Below are 19,136 nucleotides of genomic sequence, written 5' to 3' on the forward strand. Positions count from 1 at the left end.
ATAAATATGAACTTTACCATTTTAAGACATAAAGATTTTTCTAACGGTAAATATTGGCTACTTACGGAATTAAATCTTTTTGAGTATGTTGAATCTCTTAGTGAAGAAAATTTTAATTTCGAAGTTCAGAGAAAAATAGTCAAAAATAAATATTTAGATGATTTATTAACTACAATAGATCTTGAGGAGCCACTACCTAACATTACACTTGCCTACAAAGACGGCATAAAACTTACAAATACAGGTAGTATCGTACTTGATGATAGCAAATTAGATATTCTTGATGGGCTTCAAAGGACTTATAGACTTTGGGCATTTTGGAAAATATATACTCTTATAAAAAAAGAAGAGTTTACCAATATAAAAGATTTGATTTTAAAAGTTAAAACTACACATCCCGAATTTTTTGAACAAGGTGTAGTTGATTCAAAGTTCTTTAAAGATAATTTTCCAGAAGGAAAAAGCAAAATCGATTTTGAAGATAAGTATAAAAGATTTCAACTTTATTTTACAATTTGGACTAACCTATCTGAATATGAAATGGTTAGAAAAATGTTGATTTTAAATGCCGGACATAAAACAGTATCTACTCAGCATCAATTTGAGATTTTATTCTTAAGTCTATGGAAATCAATAGATAAGAAAGTAAATAATGTAAAAATTATTCGTGAAAAAGAAACTGAGTTTAATATTGTCAAAAAAGGCGAAAGAAAACCAGGTGAATATATTTTTTCATCCATAATAACATCTTTGATGTCATTGGTTTTATCAAAACCACAGAGAATTAGTAGCGATTTAATTTACAAATATGACCTGCTTAATGAAAATGAAACCAATAGTCCATTACAATATGCTGAAAATATTTTTAAAGCTCAATTTATTACAGACCTATTACTAGAACTTTACAATATTGACATTGAGATTCAAAAACAAGTTGGTAAAGAAGGAACTATATGGTTTGGAAAAGACACTACTTTAAATGGAATTTTTGCTGGTATTGGACTATACTTAAAAATATCTGATAATTCTAAAATTGAGAATATTGAACAAGAAATATTAGATGCTTTTAATAAACTAAAAAGTGTTATTACTGTTGATTTAAATCTCAAAGGATTTAATACTCAATATGATAATGTAACGGGTAGGTCTGTTAATATTGGAACATTAATAAGGACTGTAATAATGAAATATGTATATCACAGACTTGAAAACGAGCCCTTAAGTTGGAATCAATTATTTAATCAAGAAATGAAAAAATAATGGATATAGAACGAGGAATTAAAGAGTTTCTAAAAAAACTTGCAATTTATTTAGGGCATTATGATGTTGATATGGAACTATCATACGATACAGACACTTTAGAAGCTTTTTTCAGTAATTTAAACGATTTAGTCCATAATAGTCATCCGGCGAAAGTAATCTTAGATGTAACAGAAAGATTTATCTTAGATAATTCAGTAACTTTCACTGACCTCATATCTTCATATTCGAATATTACAAAAATGGAAGTAGTTCATTTGTCAAGAAGAAATGATACTAAACATCGAGTACGAAATTTTGTTTGTAATACAACATCAGGAAGTATAATCCCTATTAAATATTTTAATAATAGCTCAATTTATCCAATTTCGGATAGTGATAAATTAATAATAGAAAGAAAAATTCGTGAATTATTTTTGTACTTAAGTGGTGTAAGTATAACTCAAGCAGATTTTAAAACATATTTAGATAAAATAAATAATAATGAAAAAAATACTGTCTTAGCTATATATTCTTCAAATATTTCATTTTCTAAGCTGTATACAAAATGTTATTTAAAATATCTCTTAACTGGAAATAAAACAATTTTCCCAAGTGAAGTAATGCATTCTTTTACCAATGACTCTACTACTTTAGGCTTATTGGAAGCTTCTACCAATGATTTTACTCAATTTTTTGAAATCTGCGATGTTATAGATGAGTATCATCATTCTAGTGATCTTTTGGTTAAATACTTAAAACTATATCAAATAATAGAATATTTTATTACTAGAGCTGTTTTGGTAAAAATCCAAGAAAATAATTCAAACCAAAATTTATTCTTACGAGAAATGACCGGGCTTTCAAAATTTGATGATTTTGATAAAAATAATTTCAATTTAGTATTTAAATCAAATGAAGTTGATTTAGGAAATTGGTTTATGAATTTTTTATCTGGAAATTCTAATTCTAAGCTAATGGTTGAAAAGCTTTTGTATAATAATACTAAAACAATTGACATCACACAAAGGAATAACTGTTACAATGCGCTATTAAATACTATCTATAAACTAAGAAATTCTATTGTTCATAATAAAGAGAGTGAAGTCCATTTTACTATTCATAATATTTTATTAAAGAAAGAAATAATAAAACTTGTCAAAGAAATAATGAAAAAATTTGAAAAAATACTTTTCGAAAAAATGATTGGCTTTGAGGCTGTAATATCATATAGACGTAAAACGTTGGAACTTTATTAAAGGCAAAATAAATGATTGAAAAGTTAATTAATGAACAAATGATATTTAATATTTACTACATAAATTTTGCTAAGGTCTATGAAATTAAAATGATGCTTAGTAATGTTATTACCTTAGGAGGAGAACTACAATCTGATAGTGCTAATGAAAAAGAGATAGATTATAGAGGCAAACTCGGTGTCAAATTTTTAAGCATATTTAATGTCGACACGGAAGCAGGTAGAAAAACTTCAAAATCTGATTCACAAAAAGTTCTAGAAACGTTTGAAATAAAAACGACCAAGTCAATAATTTTAAGTGAGATTATTGACAAAAGTCATCAAATTAAAGACTTTTCGAACGTTCAAGAAGGACAGCTTATAAAAATTGATAATGCATATCTTTCTTTAGAAAATGAAGCAGAATTAAGAACCGTAAAACTATTTAATAGTGGTTCATTCAAGGGTATGAATATTCCTGGTGCAAATGGTTTTGATATTAATAATCTTTTTAACTCAATGTTTAAAGATTATGCATACAAAATGAAAGGGAAAATAGAAGGTATTGAGGATGAAATTTTGGTCAAAATACCTCTAACTTTTGAAAGTGAATTTGAAAGTTCCTACAGTGTTGATGATCTTTTTATAGGTAAAGTTTCATTAGTTGGCTTATATAAAGGTAAGATTAAATTAGACTCTCTTCGAAACTCATTTGAATTTTTTCAAGAGTTGGGATCAGTTCAAAACATAAACGCTAATGTAATCAATAATACAGACTATCAAGAAATTCAAGATAGCCAATATTCAGAACAGGAACAAAATCAGAATTTTATTTTTGCAAGCTCCAGGAATGGAAACAATGAAGAATATCATTACATAGATTTATTGGCAATTATTCAGAACGTAAATATTCCTTCTTAAAGTTAATAATGAAAAAAGAAATACTTTTTTTTGACAAGAATCAATTTGCTCGTTACAAGAAAGCAAAAGCTGATGAAGGATATGACATAATAAGCCTCACAAAATATCTACAAAACTTTGAAGATATTTCAGAGGTTAATGAATACACTCAAATTGTAGATATCACTTCTTTAGGAAGTATTAATGATTTACAATATAATGCTGAACGTATTTTCCTTTTCTTTTCTGATGAAACCATATTTATAGCAGATAAAAAGCACATAGAGCTGTTTTCACATGAACTTAGATATTGTTTTGAAGAGTTCAATGAGATTGGATATTTAGAAGAAGAAACATCCTCTGATAGTCACTTAGTGACCACAGAAAATAATAATGAAAAACTCGTTCATCGAAAAATTACAGATTTAACCGAAGAGGAAATAATTGAGTTTACCAATGAATTTTCAAAGCAATTGTATGGACATGAAAAATTTAAAGATGATTTTACTGAGCTAGTACGAAACTTTAGGGTATTCAATAAAATAGGAGAACATAAAATTTTATCACTCTTCTTAATGGGAGATTCCGGCGTTGGAAAAACGGAAGTAGCTAGAGCACTTCATAAGTGTTTAGGAGGAAAAAGGAAACTTGCAAAAATAAATTTCGGAAATTATAGTAGTGATAATTCTTTAAACTCTTTAATTGGAAGCCCTAGAGGATATATTGGAAGTGAAGAAGGAGAAATTTTTATTAGAGTAAAAGATTCTGATACAGGGTTAATATTGATTGACGAATTTGAAAAATCCAATTCTACATTATTTAATTATTTTTTGGATGTTTTAGAAAACGGAAAAATGGTTTCTTCTTTAGCTGAAGAAATAGATTTAAATGGTTTTATTATCATTTTTACTTCAAATATAAGTAAAGAAGATTTCACACAAATAATATCTCCAGAGCTTAGATCAAGATTTGATTATAAAGGATATTTCACTTTACTATATTCAAGAGATAAACTAAAATTTGTTGAGTTTAGGATTAATAGTATAATTCATAAGTTCAACAAAAATTTCCCTACTCAATTAGCCAGTGAAATAAAGGAAGAATTAGTTCATCAGATAGATGTTGATAAATTTAGTAATATGCGAGATTTAAATAACGAAATTAAAAAGAAATTTGTTGATTATATAGTTGCAAAAGCTACATCAATAAAAACATTACCAGATTAAAAAAATAAGTTCTCAATTATTTATAAATTAAGTATACATAATCTTTAAAATAAAAATTTATTGAAATTAGAATTATTATCAAATAGTAGTGGAAACTGGGATATTTATAGAATGATTGAAGAAAAAACATCTGCTGCTTTTATCATTCGTTTTCCAAAAATGAACATTGGAGAAACAAAAATTAATTCCTATATTAATAACTATAAAATCATTCATGATTTAGGACTTCCCACATTGGTTATTGTCGAAAAAGTTACCTGCTGTTGTGGAAAATTAGGAATAAAAACAGAAGATCTAAACTATTCAAAAGATACCATATACGTAACTCATAACAGTGTATATAGCGATTCAAGAAAAAAAGTAGATGAGTTGAGTCAAAGTTTTAATAAAATAACCCTAGATAAGAAAATTTCAGAATATGAAGAATTTAGGTATAGAAACAAATTAAAGGAAATTACAAATTTCTATGAGTTTATAAAAAGTACAAAAGAAAAATTGAAAGTTGCTTCTGAACATAGTATTCATATTGACTATGATTCATATTTTTTTGGAACATCTAACAAATCCAAATCTTCTGAGATTGACTACAAAATTGTTGATCTAGACAACATTTTTGCAAATAAAGATCAATCCTTTAATGAAATTCATAACTATAATATTAATGAGTTTCATGATGCCATAAATGGTTTTATAAAGTACTTTGTAGAAAGTAAAAATCAATCATTGTACTATGAGAATGCTACTACTTTCTTAAAAAAATAATAGCTAATAGACGCTCCATTGCTAATTTTGCTACTCAAACCTATATGATGCTTTTCATTTGGTTATCTTCCTACTCTATTTTATACAAAATTTACGCAAGGGATAAAAGCGACAAGCCCGCAGCAAGGTACAAGCGAGGACTTGTAGCGGAGAGCTAAACCCGACGGTATGCCCTAAAGAAACCTTTTTTAAAGTTGGCAGTTTTTGTTGCTTCACGACTTATTATACTGCTTTCGGCTATGCTGTCTCTAGATTATTTTGTGAGGCATATTTTGGTCCTTATCAAAATCCAACATCATACTTCACACACACAATCAAAAAACTTGCGATTAATGGCACAAAAAGAGTCCATTTATAACTTCAAAATCGCATTTTACACCCCCTTTTACGGTTCCCGTTTTCCCACTTACACCAAAAAAACGACCACTTACGCCCAAAATCGACCACTTATTACTTCTTGCTAGGACTTCTCAAAAAAAAATAAAAAATTAGCATCACAAAACTTGGTTCTATAATTAATCCCATCTTCCAAGTTTTTAAGAAGGCGGCGGAGTATCATTTTTAGATTTTTGAAGGCATAAATTTTCTCAATAGCTCCGTCGTCGTCTTTTTGAAGACATAACAAGACAGCAATCTAGCACACAAGTGCCAAAAGTTTATAAATAGATCTAGCGAAGCAAGGGAGGCCATCCACTAGATACTAAGATGTCGGCGGAAGAAATAAGGTTCTGGGCAATGAATAGTATGTAATTCCGTCGCATCTTTTTTAAGATAACATAAATAAGATACACACCATGAAAACAAAAAAAATAATACTCTATATAGTCTTGATTTTACTCGCCATCTACTTAGCCTTTGCCATACCAAACGCAATAGAAAAATATGATTCGACCCGATTAACACCAGACGAATTTTTCAAAAAACACAAAGACTAGACAAAATCCAAACCCTCCAAAAAAGAAAAAGTAATTTTTTAAAAACTGAGATAGTATGGAAAAACTAACTAGAAACTACAGCGTAAAAGACGTAGACATGATCATCACGGCGTCTACAATCATCAAAAATGCCATCAGCCAAAAAAACTTCCTGCAGTCCAAACGTTCCAGCTGGAGCGGCACCTATTTTGAAGACCTCGAAAACAGGATAGATACAATAGCCGCAGACTACCTTGGGGCAGACAATGCCCGAGAGCTCCGCATCTCGACCGCTGCCATCTACGAAGCCCGCGACAAGGCCCACAAGCTCGCCTCCGAAATCAAGGTACAGATAGAAGAAGACTTCCCCGCAGAAAAAACCGAGATGCTCCGCACCCTGGGCTACACCAGCTATTTTGCAAAAGCACGCCAAAAAGACCAAGAAGCACTCATCAACCTGCTCTTTCAGTTCAAGGCCAACCTTACGCCCGCCCTCAAGGCACAAATGACAGCCAATGGCATCCTGCCGGCAGACCTCGATGCCTTGGCAGCTATGGGAGAAGAACTCAAGGCCCTCGACACCGTGCAGGAAACCAAAAAGGGCGCCCGTCCTATCAATACCGAAGAAGCCGTAAGAGCCTTTAACGACATCTACGAACAAGTCATGGCAGTCGCCCGTATCGCCTCCCGATTTTATAAAGACGACAGGCCCCGCCAAGACCTCTTCAGCTTCTCCAAGATCGCAAAAGCCATCAATACCCATAATAACACGCCTAAATAAAAACCATAAATCCCGCTTTTGGCGGGATTTTTTTTGTCCCAAACCCACGCCTGTCAGAAATTATTGGATAAGAATTACAACAGCTATAAGATTAAGCACCACAAACCAATTGCTTTATTCTAAAGCAAATAGAGCAAAAAAGAACCGCACCCCATGCAGAGTAATGAGTAAAATTTTGTAAGTTAGCACTACCAAACCAGCGCAGCTTAAAAGCAGCCCGACCAAAATACCCCCTATGAAAAAAACACTACTCCTATTTTCTTTTTTAGTGATTTCTGCCGCCGAGGCCCAAACCATGTCCACCGTACTTGCAGGTACAAATACAGGTATAGGTCAATCGCTACACCCTTCCGGAATAGCCATACACGACAATTTTTTATATGCGGGAACGGGTATGAATGCGAACATCATTTATAAAGTAGATCTTTCCCAGTCCAATACTTCCCCGTCAATATTTATATCCGGACTAGGAAAAATTACCGACATTTGTTTCAGAGGTAATTATTTGTATGCATCAGAATACAACCATCCCAATCCAAATCGAATCATAAGAATAGATGTCAGCCAGCCCAATCCTGTAGTTGAAAATGTAGTAGAAATGTATTTGCCAACAGGCCTCACAATCTATAACCAATACCTCTATGCAAGGTCAAAAAACAACATTTTCAGAATTAACCTCGACATGCCCGGCCAAGAACCCGAAGTAATTGCAAGCGACTTAATTGGCTCGGGAACAGTTGGATTGGCAGTCATTGGCAATTATCTTTTTGTTTCAGAACGCGAGCAAGGCAAGCTAGTCAAATACAGCTTAGTGACGCCAAATCCAACAAAAATTGTTGTTGCTACTGGTTTGAGTTCCATAAGCGGAATAGTTAAAGGAGAAACAAATAACATTATTTATGCAGCAATAGGAAGTTCTTCTGGCGAGATCTATAGAGTCAACACAACTAATGGAACCTATACCCTCTTTGTTACAACTCCATTAACAATGAACTGGGATATGCTTTATACAGACAACAAGCTGTATGTTTCAGACGTTGAAGGAAATGAAGTAATAAAAATAGGCGTAAATGCGCTCTCTGTCGATGATGTAGAGGCTAGCAAAATCAAAGCCTACCCAGTGCCTTCGTCAGACATCGTAAACTTTGAAAACTGTACCTTTTTAGGATTGACAGACGTTAGAGGCAAACAGATCGACATCAAAAGCAACAACGCTCAAATTGACATAGCGCCCTTGCCAAGCGGAATATACATTGCAAAAATAGAAGCCGAAGGCAAGACATCCTATAAAAAAATAGTAAAGAACTAATCAAAACCTGCGGTATTCTTTGTGATTCAGCAATCTGATAAACAAGCAGAACAGGCAAAACAATATTAAAAAAATCCCGCTTTTGGCGGGATTTTATTTTGCTAGAAATTCTTTTCAAGTCTCTAGCAACTATTTTACTGTCCTGATACTAAAACATTCCTTCCAAAATGAATCGGCTAGGCATTGTTCCTAATTTTACCATCCGTCAGGTACTATATCTTTTGGGATTTTTCCGTTTTCACTGATGAAATTAAAAAAGTCTTCAACCTTTTTGGGAGCAGGTTGAAATACCGTTATCAAAGTTCCCAGATTATTTTCAATACGATTAATCACGGTATGCAAAGTTCCTCTTGGGAGAAACGCCGTATCTCCCGATTTCACACTAAAATCCTCACTCTATTTTTATAGGTTCACCGACTACCGGAGAGTCTGGGTCTATTTCATAATCTGGTAGTTTTTCATAAGTACATAAATAGTTAAAAAACGCTTCATTTTTACCTGCCGGCTGATGTATTGAAATGAGGATGCCTGGATTGTTTTCGATCGGATTTGCATAGGTATGCGGAATACCTCGAGGAATAAAAACAGTATCACCTGTTTTTACAGTAACTATTTCTTTGTCTATCTGAACAATGAACTCGCCATTGGCAACAAAGAATATTTCATCCTGATTTTTATGAATATGCAGCGGCGGGCCTCCCTTAAAAGCAAAAGTTTTTTTACTCGGAGCAACAATCAGTAAATCTCCATCAGTATATGCCGAAGAAACAATACACCTGCCGAGTACATTCTCTACCGTTTTTTGTTTCCCGTCAAAGCGGCTTTCATTGGCACGGACTACAAAGCCCTTTTTGGGCCTTTTGCCAAATTTAAAATTTCCAATTTTTGCAAACGAAAGTGCCGGTATGGCCAGCAATAGTACGGATATAAATCTTTGCCTTTTCATATAATTAAGGTTTTTTAGTTAAAAAATGTTGGCCACAAAATCCCTCCAAAATTCTAGGTTCGGAATCGTCATTAATAACACGATCTCTAAGGTCCAGCAGCAAAGAAAAAGAAAATAAGGACTTTTTAAAACAGGAGCTTTGTATCTGATCTTTTCAACACATAGCACTGTTATTGAAACAATAAAAGGCAGGAGAACCGCAAGCAGCAACCCCAAGCCCGGTTGTATGTGATTTGCCAATCGTGACATTCCAGGATTCAGGACAACCAATGTGGCGGCAACTAAAAAAGCAACATGCCATCGTAAATTCCGCTTGTTGACCATGGCTATGAGGTAATAGACAGAAAACGAAACAGCATCCAACACCCCTATAAAAGCCGTTAAGGCAGCTTTGTTTTCGGAAGCACTTATTTCTCTTTGCGTTTGATTTTTGACCAAACTAAGTATGGTGATTACCAATACAGGCGCTATGAAGTAAGAAACCTTGCCGATTTTTCGGTGTAATTCGTATTTTTTTTGACGGATGAGAATGGGCTGTACGATAATAAGCGTAAACCATAAAATAAAGGCCGTAAAATGGACATGGATAATTACAGGAAACCGATCTGTATTGGGCAAAAACCGGATATACGAATTAAAAAATCCTGCAAGAGACAGGACTGCCACCGCAATAAAAAACAAAATAAAGATATTGGTTTTCCTTTCCATGCCTGTTCATTTAGAAACAATTGCTAGAACATCCCAAAGAAAGCCGTAATAAAAAATACGGCTTTCTGGTTGAGATGAATTTCTATCTTTTGATAGTGTGGGCTTTTTGTTTTTATAATCTGAATCTGATTGCCCGCTGTATTATAATTTAGATAAAACCTAAAATTCATCCGAGCAAGCAGTGATTTTAAAAGCCGATAATCATTTACTCTGGAAGTTTTGTCCCCGTAATTTCAAAAGGCATGCTTACCGTTTGTCCTCCATCTACCAAATTATCCCAAGTAGAATTAGCAACAACAAATTGTTTTGCATTATTCACTCGGCTCGGGTCGTGTGGAAACTGCGGATAAAAATGACCGCCGCTAGAAGTTTTAGATCCCCATTTTATCCAGTAAGTCCCTGAGCTAAGAGTAAGATCACTTGCCTGGATCTTCATCTTATAGATTTTTCTAGTAAGGTCATCACTCTGCCCTTGCATAATTCTGTACATTTTAGCATCTTCCGCAGATACATATCGATTGGTAGTAAGATCGCCATACACCTTTACGGCACCTGCAACAGACGGATCTGAAGAGTAAATCTCAAAATAAAACTCACTAACCGGAAATGTAGCACCCGAAAAACCAGTCTGGTAGGCATAAAAATAAAAATTCTCGATCGTCCATTTTTCACCCGAAGGAATCTGAAAATCGTCGGTAAGCATTCGGTCATTTATCGTTCCATTTAAACCCCAGCTGGTTTGAGGCGTTTTTACTTGGCTCCAAGTATAACCGGCAGGTGAAGTCGTTCCTGCTATAGAAACGGTTCCCGTACTCATCCCCGAAACAGCTCCATAACTAAAAGGTTCGGGTTGCGGGCTGTCGTCATCCTTGCTGCACGAAGCAAAAAACAAGACCATAACTGCTACTGACAATAATTTCATACTTAATTTAGTGTTCATAATATTCTGGTTTTAAAATTTCTATTTGCAAAAAATAACTGCTGTCATCACCGCTACAGAAATTGTACAAATGGAATACAATCCCTGCCTGATAGGGTTTTGATGGTGTGCATATAAAAACAAAGATGTACACATTGTTCTCCCGAAAAAAACACCAATAGACGAACAACATTTTAAATAGACCAATTGCAAATCCGTCTCCAAATTTTTATGGACAGCTTTAGTATGCAAAAAAGAGCTTACTCCTTTAGAAACTCTTTTCACCTTTTTAGAAATTCATTTCACGCCTTTAGAAACTTCTTTCACGCCATTAGAAATTGATTTCATGCTTTTAGAAACTCTTTTCACGGCTTTAGAAATTCATTTCATGTCTTTAGAAATTCATTTCATGCCTTTAGAAACTTCTTTCACGCCTTTAGAAATTCATTTCATGCCTTTAGAAATTCTTTTCACGCCTTTAGAAACTCCTTTCACGTCTTTAGAAACTCTTTTCATGCCTTTAGAAATATAATCCTTCGCTAAAAAAATAACGCCTCCTATTATCATAAATCACTATATAAATGTAAGTTAGACTCTCATTTCGCAAGCCCCAGAAAAAAGACATAAATACTTCACAACTACAGTGAGCTGCGTCCAATACGATACTATAATTGGTAAAAAAAATGTTAAAACTAGCCGGAAGTAAAAAAAATTATACTACAAAATAAATTTTAACGTTAGAATTCCCTCTAAAAAGTTAGAAAAAATAAAAAACAATCCATTTATTTGCAAAACAAATTATCCAAGACATCAATCAAATCAAAAATTAATTAAAAACATGAAAGTAAAATTTTTAGTAAGCACTTCTATTGTTGCTTTATTTTCAAATTTCGCGTTAGCACAATCAGCTGCCAATACCACATCAGTTAGCGAAATTAAGTTCCTCCCTAAAAAAGTTGTCCAAGACAACACGCCAGGTTCCCAATATTTTAATGAGACTTTCCAGCCTGCAAAAATTGGAAATTCAAATGAAATCGTTTTTATACGACACAATGCCTATACAGACGAAATAGAAATTAATATTGACAATGTAACCAAGATTGTCCCTTCTGAATACAGCCCTATCAACCTAACAAACGGTGCTGCATCTTATGAATACGTAGAATATACGACTGAAAAAGAAGCAAGAAAACAAGGCTATTTAAAAACCATAAGCAACAATCAAAAAATAAAAATTTACAAATCAGAAGCTATCTATCGTAAAGCTCCAGTAGAAGCCGATTTAGGATATGGCACCTCTAAGCCAGCTACTTATGCAAAATTAAAAGATGAGTACTTTATAAAAATAGGCGATTCAGAAATAAAACCATTGCCTCTAAAGAAAAAGAACATCATTGCTATCTTGCCAGAAAAAGAAAAAGAAATTGCAGCTTTCATTAAAGACAATGATCTTTCGATTTCAGAAGAAGCATCCCTTGTAATGTTAGGCCGTTACATTAATTCACTTATGTAAGACAAATAATGGTTTGCAAACCATAGAACATGTATAAATACTACTATAATCCCGTCTTTTGGCGGGATTATTTTTTGTAAAAAATCATCTTTCTGCCTTTTAGAAGTTCCACTAGTGCCAAAAGAATAAGACTGCTTTTTAACAAAGCAGGAGCCCTCTATAAAAATAATTTGTCCTAAATAACCTCAACCCCTTTAAATTGTTTTAGTAAGTTTGTTAAGCAACCCAAAGAAATAAAAGCAAGTACCCAAAAGCCTGTAAACAAGGGCTATAGTTTACAAACAACCACAAAAAATAGCATAAACATTGAAAAAAGTAATTTTAGACCTAGCCGTAACCCTAGACGGTTTTATCGAAGGCTCTAACGGAGAAATCGATTGGTGCATCCTAGACGACGATATGAATTTTGACGGCTTCTTAGCCAGCATTGATACCATTTTCTATGGCCGCGCAAGCTACGACGCTTGGGGCAACTATCAGCCCGAAGCCGAAGCCCGCCCTGCAGAACAGCAACTATGGCAAGCCGTACATTCAAAAAATAAATTCGTTTTTTCCAGCCAGGAAAGACAAGACGATAAAGCCACATTTATAAGTTCCGACATAGCCGACAAAGTAGCAGAAATTAAAAAGCAAGGAGGCAAAGACATATGGCTCTATGGCGGGGCAGGATTGATCAAGACATTCCTACAATTAGGCCTTATTGACATCTACAGAATATCTGTGCACCCAATAGCTTTAGGCAGCGGCAAGCCTTTATTTGAAGATCTCAAGCAACGCGTACCTCTACGACTGATAAAAACCAATACCTTCAAGTCAGGTGTCGTGCAATTGATTTACGAACAAGCCACATAACCTAAAAGCGCTACAAACACAAAAAATCATCATCAAAAATAGCAAATGAAACAAGCCATTACAATCATCGTAGCCTTTATTATCACGAACGCCTATTCTCAAAGCCCAAGCAAAATTTTTACCACAGACATCGATAACTTTTGGACAGCTTACGACAGTATCCAAAAGACAAACGACTTTTCTAAAAAGATACACTTTATAGACAAGCTTTATATCGACAAAGGTACCGAAGGACTCAAAGCCTTTATGAAAGCCCGAGACTTCAACGACACCCTTTGGGTAAATCTTATAAACGAATACCCAAAATTTTGGAATTCCATAAGACCTAGTACGCTGACGGCCAAAACCAAAATCCAAGAATTCGACAACGCCATCAGCTCCTTAAGAAAACTCTATCCCGAATTAAAAGACGCTGAAATGTATTTCACAATCGGCGGACTTCGCTCCGGAGGAACCGTAAAAGGAAATATGGTACTTGTGGGTGCCGAAATAGCAACCGGAAATCCTGCAACCGATGTTTCAGAGTTTCAAAACAACTGGCTCAAGAATGTTTTTGCAGAACAGTCGCTAGACAATATCGTTACCCTAAACATCCACGAATACATCCACACACAGCAAATAGGCGATAGGAACAGAGTACTGAGCCAATCCATAAAAGAAGGTGCCTGCGACTTTATTGCAGAATTAACCATGCAACAGCCCCTACAAAGAAAATATTTCACCTATGGAAGAGCCAACGCCGAAAAGATAAAAGAACATTTCAAAAAAGAAATGTTCTCCAGCAACTTTTCAAACTGGCTGTACAATGGTGGCAGAAAAGGAGAAAGCGCCGATTTAGGCTATTATGTAGGATATGAAATCTGCAAATCCTACTACAACCTTGCAAAAGACAAAAAACAAGCCATCAAAGACATCATTGAACTAAATTACGACAACGATAAAGCAGTCGAAGATTTCCTTTCAAAGTCTGAGTTCTTCAAAGAAAAGATCAACAAATCGAAACTCATAAAAGAATACAACAAGAACCTGCCTTACATAACAGAAATAAGCCCTTTTAAAAATAATTCCAAAGAAGTCGACCCAAGTTTGACAGCATTGCGAGTGACATTTTCCAAAGAAATGGAACCCGACAGCTATTCCATAAACTATTCTAAAAAAGGAAAAGACTTCTTCCCGATAAAAAAAGTAAAAGGTTTTGAAAACAACAACCATACGCTGGTGCTATTAGTTGAACTACAAGCCAACAAAGACTATGAATTCATACTGACCAACAGAAGCTTCAAATCAAAAGACGGATACCCGCTAAAAGAAGAATATCTAGTAAAATTCAAGACAAAATAAATACACAATCTCATTATATTGCCTCAACAAAAAAATTACCTTATAATCAACTTCATGACCTTCTCCTCATTATACTCAGTTTCATTATAATCTTTAATCGGGAATGACCTTGTCGTTTTATATTTCTTTCCGTCGATATTAATTACGGTAAAATCAACAATAAAATACTGGACATTTAAAGCTTTGAAAGTAGGATAAAAACCAAACTCAAACAAGTATTCTATTTCTTCAGCAATATTTTCATCATCTAACTTAGCCCTAAAAGCAGGATCCATATCAGCCCCATTATAATCAATAGTATGAACAACAATCTGTTTTATATTTGAATTGCCATCCTTTTTGGCTTTTACAGTTTGAAAATCTCTATCTCCAAACTCCTCTTGCAATTTGGCATTATAAGCTTTGGCCAGTTTATTAATATCGGTAGCTTTTAGCTGTGCAAAAGAACTTGCAGAAACCATAAACAATAAAAATAGTAGTTTTTTCATCTTTGATTTTTTTTGTAAACATACTAGAAATTTATAAATTATCAATGCCTATTCCTTTCAACATGACCGAAACTAATTTCGACATGATAGTTGCTACATTCTACTTGTTATATCACCAACCGAATCTGATGAAAAAGAAGGATTTACATTAAAACAAAAAAGCCATTCCTTTCAGAATGGCTTTTCAATTATATAGAAAAACGAATTAGAATTTAAAACGTTTTCTGTCTGTTTCAGATAAATAAATCTTTCTCAAACGTAAAGATTTAGGCGTAACCTCAACATACTCATCTTTTTGGATGTATTCTAAAGCTTCCTCAAGAGAGAATTTGATTGCAGGAATAATTCTTGCTTTATCATCAGCTCCAGAAGAACGAACGTTAGAAAGTTTTTTAGTTTTAGTTACGTTAACAGTCATATCATCGCTACGAGTGTTTTCACCAATTACTTGGCCTTCATAGATATCCTCATTTGGATCAACGAAGAATTTACCACGATCTTGCAATTTATCAATAGAATAAGGAATTGCTTTTCCGTTCTCCATAGAGATTAATGAACCGTTGTTTCTTCCAGGAATTTCTCCTTTGTATGGTTCATATCCAATGAAACGGTGCGCCATGATAGCTTCACCAGCAGTAGCAGTCAAAAGTTGGTTTCTCAATCCGATGATTCCACGAGATGGAATATTGAATTTCACAATCATTCTTTCTCCTTTACCTTCCATTGAAAGCATTTCACCTTTACGGATAGAAACGAATTCAACAGCTCTACCAGAAAGACTTTCTGGCAAATCGATTGTCAATTCTTCAATTGGCTCACATTTCACACCATCAATTTCTTTGATGATAACTTGCGGCTGCCCAATTTGAAGCTCATACCCCTCTCTTCTCATTGTTTCAATAAGAACAGATAAGTGAAGTACGCCACGACCAAAAACCATGAATTTATCAGCAGAATCAGTTTCACCAACTTTCATTGCCAAGTTTTTCTCTAATTCTTTAGTCAAACGCTCTCTAATATGTCTAGAGGTAACGAATTTACCTTCTTTACCAAAGAAAGGAGAATCGTTAATTGTAAACAACATGCTCATTGTTGGCTCATCAATTGCAATAGTCTGCAATGCTTCTGGGTTTTCAAAATCAGCAACAGTATCGCCAATTTCAAAACCTTCAATCCCAACAATCGCACAGATGTCACCAGCGATAACTTCTTCTACTTTCTTACGTCCAAGACCTTCGAAAGTATGCAATTCTTTGATTCTTGATTTTATGATTTTACCGTCTCTTTTTACTAATGAGATTGGCATTCCTTCTTTTAAAACACCTCTTTCCAAACGACCAATAGCGATACGACCTGTGAAAGAAGAGAAATCTAAAGAGGTAATCAGCATTTGTGGAGTTCCCTCAGAAACTTTAGGAGCTGGTACATTTTTGATTACCATATCTAATAATGGCTCAATGTTTTCAGTTTGGTTTTTCCAATCATCAGACATCCAGTTGTTTTTTGCAGAACCGTAAACCGTTGGGAAATCCAATTGCTCTTCAGTTGCACCCAATTCAAACATCAAGTCGAAAACTTTCTCATGAACTTCTTCTGGAGTACAGTTTTCTTTATCTACTTTATTGATAACAACACAAGGCTTCAATCCCAAATCAATCGCTTTTTGCAAAACGAAACGAGTTTGTGGCATTGGTCCCTCAAAAGCATCTACCAAAAGGCAAACACCATCCGCCATATTTAATACACGCTCTACTTCTCCACCGAAATCCGCGTGACCAGGAGTATCGATAATGTTGATTTTTGTTCCTTTATAAACAACAGAAACGTTTTTAGAAGTAATAGTAATACCTCTTTCACGCTCCAAGTCGTTATTGTCTAGAATCAGATCCCCCGTATTTTCATTTTCGCGGAAAAGCTGACAATGGTACATAATTTTATCAACCAAAGTAGTTTTACCGTGATCGACGTGGGCAATAATTGCAATGTTTCTGATAGATTCCATCTGATTTTTTTAGAAGGTGCAAATGTACGCATTATTTTGATATAAAAAATGTTTTTTTCACAGGGCTTAACTTATTCATAATAAGCAATTAACTTATCAATTCAGAATCGATTGAAACGTATTTTTTTTAACATAAATAATCTGAATAAATACTTTTCATTATATTTACATTGAAGACCATTTCCCCATGTACAAACCTTCAAGCAAAATAATCTCCATCTATCTTGCGGTTGGAATCCTTTGGATTTTAATCAGCGACCGGTCGTTCGCCTATTTTGGCTTTACTGGCGACTCGATTCTCTTTCAAACTTTGAAAGGCTCAGCTTTCATTGTCATATCCGGCTTTGTCTTCTGGATTATGCTAAGGCGCTATGAAAATAAGAACCAAAAATACCTCAACAAGCTGAAAAGCACAGCCGAAGAGCTCATGCTCTCCAACAAACGTTATACAGTAGTTACGAAAGCCACCAACAATATCATCTGGGACTGGGACTTTAAAAAAGACAAAGTCATCTGGGGCGAATCACTAAAAAGGATTCTTGGCTATCCCGATCTTGAGAACCATAGCAGTTGGTGGACGGATAAAATCCATCCGGAAGACAAAGCGAGAGTCGCCCAAAAGTTCGATAAATTTCTTGAAACAGCCAATAAGGAAAAGTGGTCTGATGAATATCGCATCATCACTGAAACTGGTACAATAAAGCATGTATACGACAGAGGATACCTGTTGTTCAATAAAAAAAGAAAAGCCATCCGCATGATCGGATCGCTGGAAGACATTACCGAAAGAAAAGTAAATGAACAGCGGTTAAAGGAACTCAACATACAAATCAACAAAAGAGTTGAAGAACTGGCACTTTCAAATGCAGAATTGGAACAATTTGCCTATATAGCATCGCATGATCTTCAAGAACCTTTACGAATGATTACCCGATTCTTGTCGGAAATCCAAAGAAAATATGACGATAAGCTGGACGACAAAGGCAAAGAATACATCCATTATGCAGTAGATGGCGCACATCGGATGCGGAACCTAATTCTTGACTTGCTTGAATATTCAAAAGTTGGAAAATTTGACCAAGAAATCGAGGAAATCGATCTCAATACGCTCATCGAAGAAGTCACTACTTATAACGAAGCTTTTATAAAAGAGAGCAAGGCAGTCATAAAATGGGACAATCTTCCAATAATTAATAACCGAAAAACTCCATTGCAGCTCGTTTTTCAGAATCTTATTGGCAACGCCTTAAAATATCATAAAACCGCTATTGCCCCAGAGATAATGATTACGCATGAAGACATGGGAAATCAATGGCTATTTTCAGTAAGCGATAACGGTATCGGAATCGATCCTATGTTCAACGAGAAAATTTTTGTGATTTTCCAAAGGCTCCATGCCAAAAACGAATACTCTGGAACCGGTATAGGTCTTGCCATGTGTAAGAAGATTATTGAAGGACAAGGAGGCAGAATCTGGCTGAAATCGGAGGAAGGACAAGGAAGCACATTTTATTTCACAGTAAGTAAATAGTTTTCTTATATTTGTTAAATTCTAATCTGTGCCCCCATGGAATCAATTGCTATTTTACTGATTGAAGACAACGAAGGCGATATCCTGCTTACAAAAGAGGCATTGGGCCACGGCAGGATAAAAAAAGAAGTTTCAGTCGCAAAAGACGGATGGGAAGCTGTACAGTTCTTGGAAAAGAAGGGAGCCTATGAAAATGCCACAATGCCAGATCTTATTCTTCTGGATGTGAATCTCCCAAAATTAAACGGCCATGAAGTTTTGGCCAGAATAAAATCGAATCCCCAAATTCAACATATTCCAGTAATTATGCTAACCACATCGTCATCAGAAAGCGACATCCTGAAAAGCTATCAAAACCACGTCAATTGCTTTATAACAAAACCTGTCGAAGCGAACAACTTTCTAGATACCATAGCTGCAATTGAAGATTTTTGGATATCAATAGTTCAATTGCCTAAAAAAGACTAA

18 protein-coding genes are annotated in these 19,136 nt (G+C 34.5%); 13 read left to right on the forward strand and 5 right to left on the reverse strand.

Features of this window, described 5'->3' with window-relative positions; all coding sequences use genetic code 11:
- Positions 1 to 6 precede the first annotated feature (6 nt).
- From CLV94_RS02110 to CLV94_RS02140, 7 genes are all read left to right on the forward strand, one after another.
- A complete protein-coding gene (locus CLV94_RS02110; protein ID WP_121374811.1) occupies positions 7 to 1,260 on the forward strand; it encodes a hypothetical protein in 1,254 nt (417 codons plus the stop codon).
- The gene (locus tag CLV94_RS02115) at positions 1,260 to 2,498 is read left to right on the forward strand and encodes a hypothetical protein (protein WP_121374812.1); all 1,239 of its coding nucleotides are present in this window, start codon (positions 1,260 to 1,262) and stop codon (positions 2,496 to 2,498) included. The genes CLV94_RS02110 and CLV94_RS02115 overlap by 1 nt, the downstream gene beginning before the upstream one ends.
- Before the next feature lie 11 nt (positions 2,499 to 2,509).
- Positions 2,510 to 3,397 carry a hypothetical protein gene (locus tag CLV94_RS02120; protein WP_245982422.1) on the forward strand — a complete coding sequence of 296 codons (888 nt, stop codon included), beginning with the start codon at positions 2,510 to 2,512 and terminating at the stop codon, positions 3,395 to 3,397.
- An 8-nt stretch (positions 3,398 to 3,405) separates the two neighbouring features.
- Positions 3,406 to 4,602, forward strand: a complete 1,197-nt coding sequence (locus tag CLV94_RS02125; RefSeq protein WP_121374813.1) for an AAA family ATPase — start codon at positions 3,406 to 3,408, stop codon at positions 4,600 to 4,602.
- A 60-nt stretch (positions 4,603 to 4,662) separates the two neighbouring features.
- A complete protein-coding gene (locus CLV94_RS02130; RefSeq protein ID WP_147406557.1) occupies positions 4,663 to 5,364 on the forward strand; it encodes a hypothetical protein in 702 nt (233 codons plus the stop codon).
- A 990-nt stretch (positions 5,365 to 6,354) separates the two neighbouring features.
- Positions 6,355 to 7,059 (forward strand): hypothetical protein, encoded by a 705-nt coding sequence (locus CLV94_RS02135; RefSeq protein WP_121374815.1) that lies wholly within the window; start codon positions 6,355 to 6,357, stop codon positions 7,057 to 7,059.
- 235 nt (positions 7,060 to 7,294) lie between these two features.
- Positions 7,295 to 8,368 carry a T9SS type A sorting domain-containing protein gene (locus tag CLV94_RS02140; protein ID WP_121374816.1) on the forward strand — a complete coding sequence of 358 codons (1,074 nt, stop codon included), beginning with the start codon at positions 7,295 to 7,297 and terminating at the stop codon, positions 8,366 to 8,368.
- 391 nt (positions 8,369 to 8,759) lie between these two features.
- Here the strand turns inward: CLV94_RS02140 and CLV94_RS02150 are convergent, their stop codons facing one another.
- The 3 genes from CLV94_RS02150 to CLV94_RS02160 form a co-directional block, all read right to left on the reverse strand.
- Complete coding sequence (locus CLV94_RS02150) at positions 8,760 to 9,314, reverse strand: cupin domain-containing protein (RefSeq protein WP_121374818.1); 555 nt, start codon at positions 9,312 to 9,314, stop codon at positions 8,760 to 8,762.
- Between the two features lie 18 nt (positions 9,315 to 9,332).
- Complete coding sequence (locus CLV94_RS02155) at positions 9,333 to 10,022, reverse strand: hypothetical protein (RefSeq protein WP_121374819.1); 690 nt, start codon at positions 10,020 to 10,022, stop codon at positions 9,333 to 9,335.
- Between the two features lie 205 nt (positions 10,023 to 10,227).
- Positions 10,228 to 10,962 carry a hypothetical protein gene (locus tag CLV94_RS02160; RefSeq protein ID WP_121374820.1) on the reverse strand — a complete coding sequence of 245 codons (735 nt, stop codon included), beginning with the start codon at positions 10,960 to 10,962 and terminating at the stop codon, positions 10,228 to 10,230.
- Positions 10,963 to 11,287: 325 nt separating this feature from the next.
- Between CLV94_RS02160 and CLV94_RS02165 the strand changes: the two genes are divergently transcribed.
- The 4 genes from CLV94_RS02165 to CLV94_RS02180 all read left to right on the forward strand — a co-directional run bounded on the left by CLV94_RS02165 (position 11,288) and on the right by CLV94_RS02180 (position 14,647).
- Positions 11,288 to 11,473: a hypothetical protein gene (locus CLV94_RS02165; protein ID WP_121374821.1), complete on the forward strand. Its 186-nt coding sequence runs from the start codon at positions 11,288 to 11,290 to the stop codon at positions 11,471 to 11,473.
- Positions 11,474 to 11,779: 306 nt separating this feature from the next.
- Positions 11,780 to 12,454 carry a hypothetical protein gene (locus CLV94_RS02170; protein WP_121374822.1) on the forward strand — a complete coding sequence of 225 codons (675 nt, stop codon included), beginning with the start codon at positions 11,780 to 11,782 and terminating at the stop codon, positions 12,452 to 12,454.
- A 306-nt stretch (positions 12,455 to 12,760) separates the two neighbouring features.
- Positions 12,761 to 13,306: a dihydrofolate reductase family protein gene (locus CLV94_RS02175; protein WP_121374823.1), complete on the forward strand. Its 546-nt coding sequence runs from the start codon at positions 12,761 to 12,763 to the stop codon at positions 13,304 to 13,306.
- Positions 13,307 to 13,351: 45 nt separating this feature from the next.
- On the forward strand, positions 13,352 to 14,647 hold the full coding sequence (locus CLV94_RS02180; protein WP_121374824.1) for an Ig-like domain-containing protein: 1,296 nt from the start codon (positions 13,352 to 13,354) through the stop codon (positions 14,645 to 14,647).
- Between the two features lie 35 nt (positions 14,648 to 14,682).
- Here CLV94_RS02180 and CLV94_RS02185 read toward each other — a convergent pair whose 3' ends face one another.
- Positions 14,683 to 15,135 (reverse strand): hypothetical protein, encoded by a 453-nt coding sequence (locus tag CLV94_RS02185; protein ID WP_121374825.1) that lies wholly within the window; start codon positions 15,133 to 15,135, stop codon positions 14,683 to 14,685.
- Between the two features lie 205 nt (positions 15,136 to 15,340).
- Positions 15,341 to 17,137 (reverse strand): translational GTPase TypA, encoded by a 1,797-nt coding sequence (gene typA, locus CLV94_RS02190; protein WP_121374826.1) that lies wholly within the window; start codon positions 17,135 to 17,137, stop codon positions 15,341 to 15,343.
- A 187-nt stretch (positions 17,138 to 17,324) separates the two neighbouring features.
- Between typA and CLV94_RS02195 the strand changes: the two genes are divergently transcribed.
- Positions 17,325 to 18,668, forward strand: coding sequence for a sensor histidine kinase (locus tag CLV94_RS02195; RefSeq protein ID WP_121374827.1), 1,344 nt, complete (start codon positions 17,325 to 17,327; stop codon positions 18,666 to 18,668).
- A gap of 36 nt (positions 18,669 to 18,704) precedes the next feature.
- Positions 18,705 to 19,136: a response regulator gene (locus tag CLV94_RS02200; protein ID WP_121374828.1), complete on the forward strand. Its 432-nt coding sequence runs from the start codon at positions 18,705 to 18,707 to the stop codon at positions 19,134 to 19,136.

Origin of the sequence: Flavobacterium endophyticum (assembly GCF_003634455.1) — a bacterium.
Classification (GTDB): domain Bacteria; phylum Bacteroidota; class Bacteroidia; order Flavobacteriales; family Flavobacteriaceae; genus Flavobacterium; species Flavobacterium endophyticum.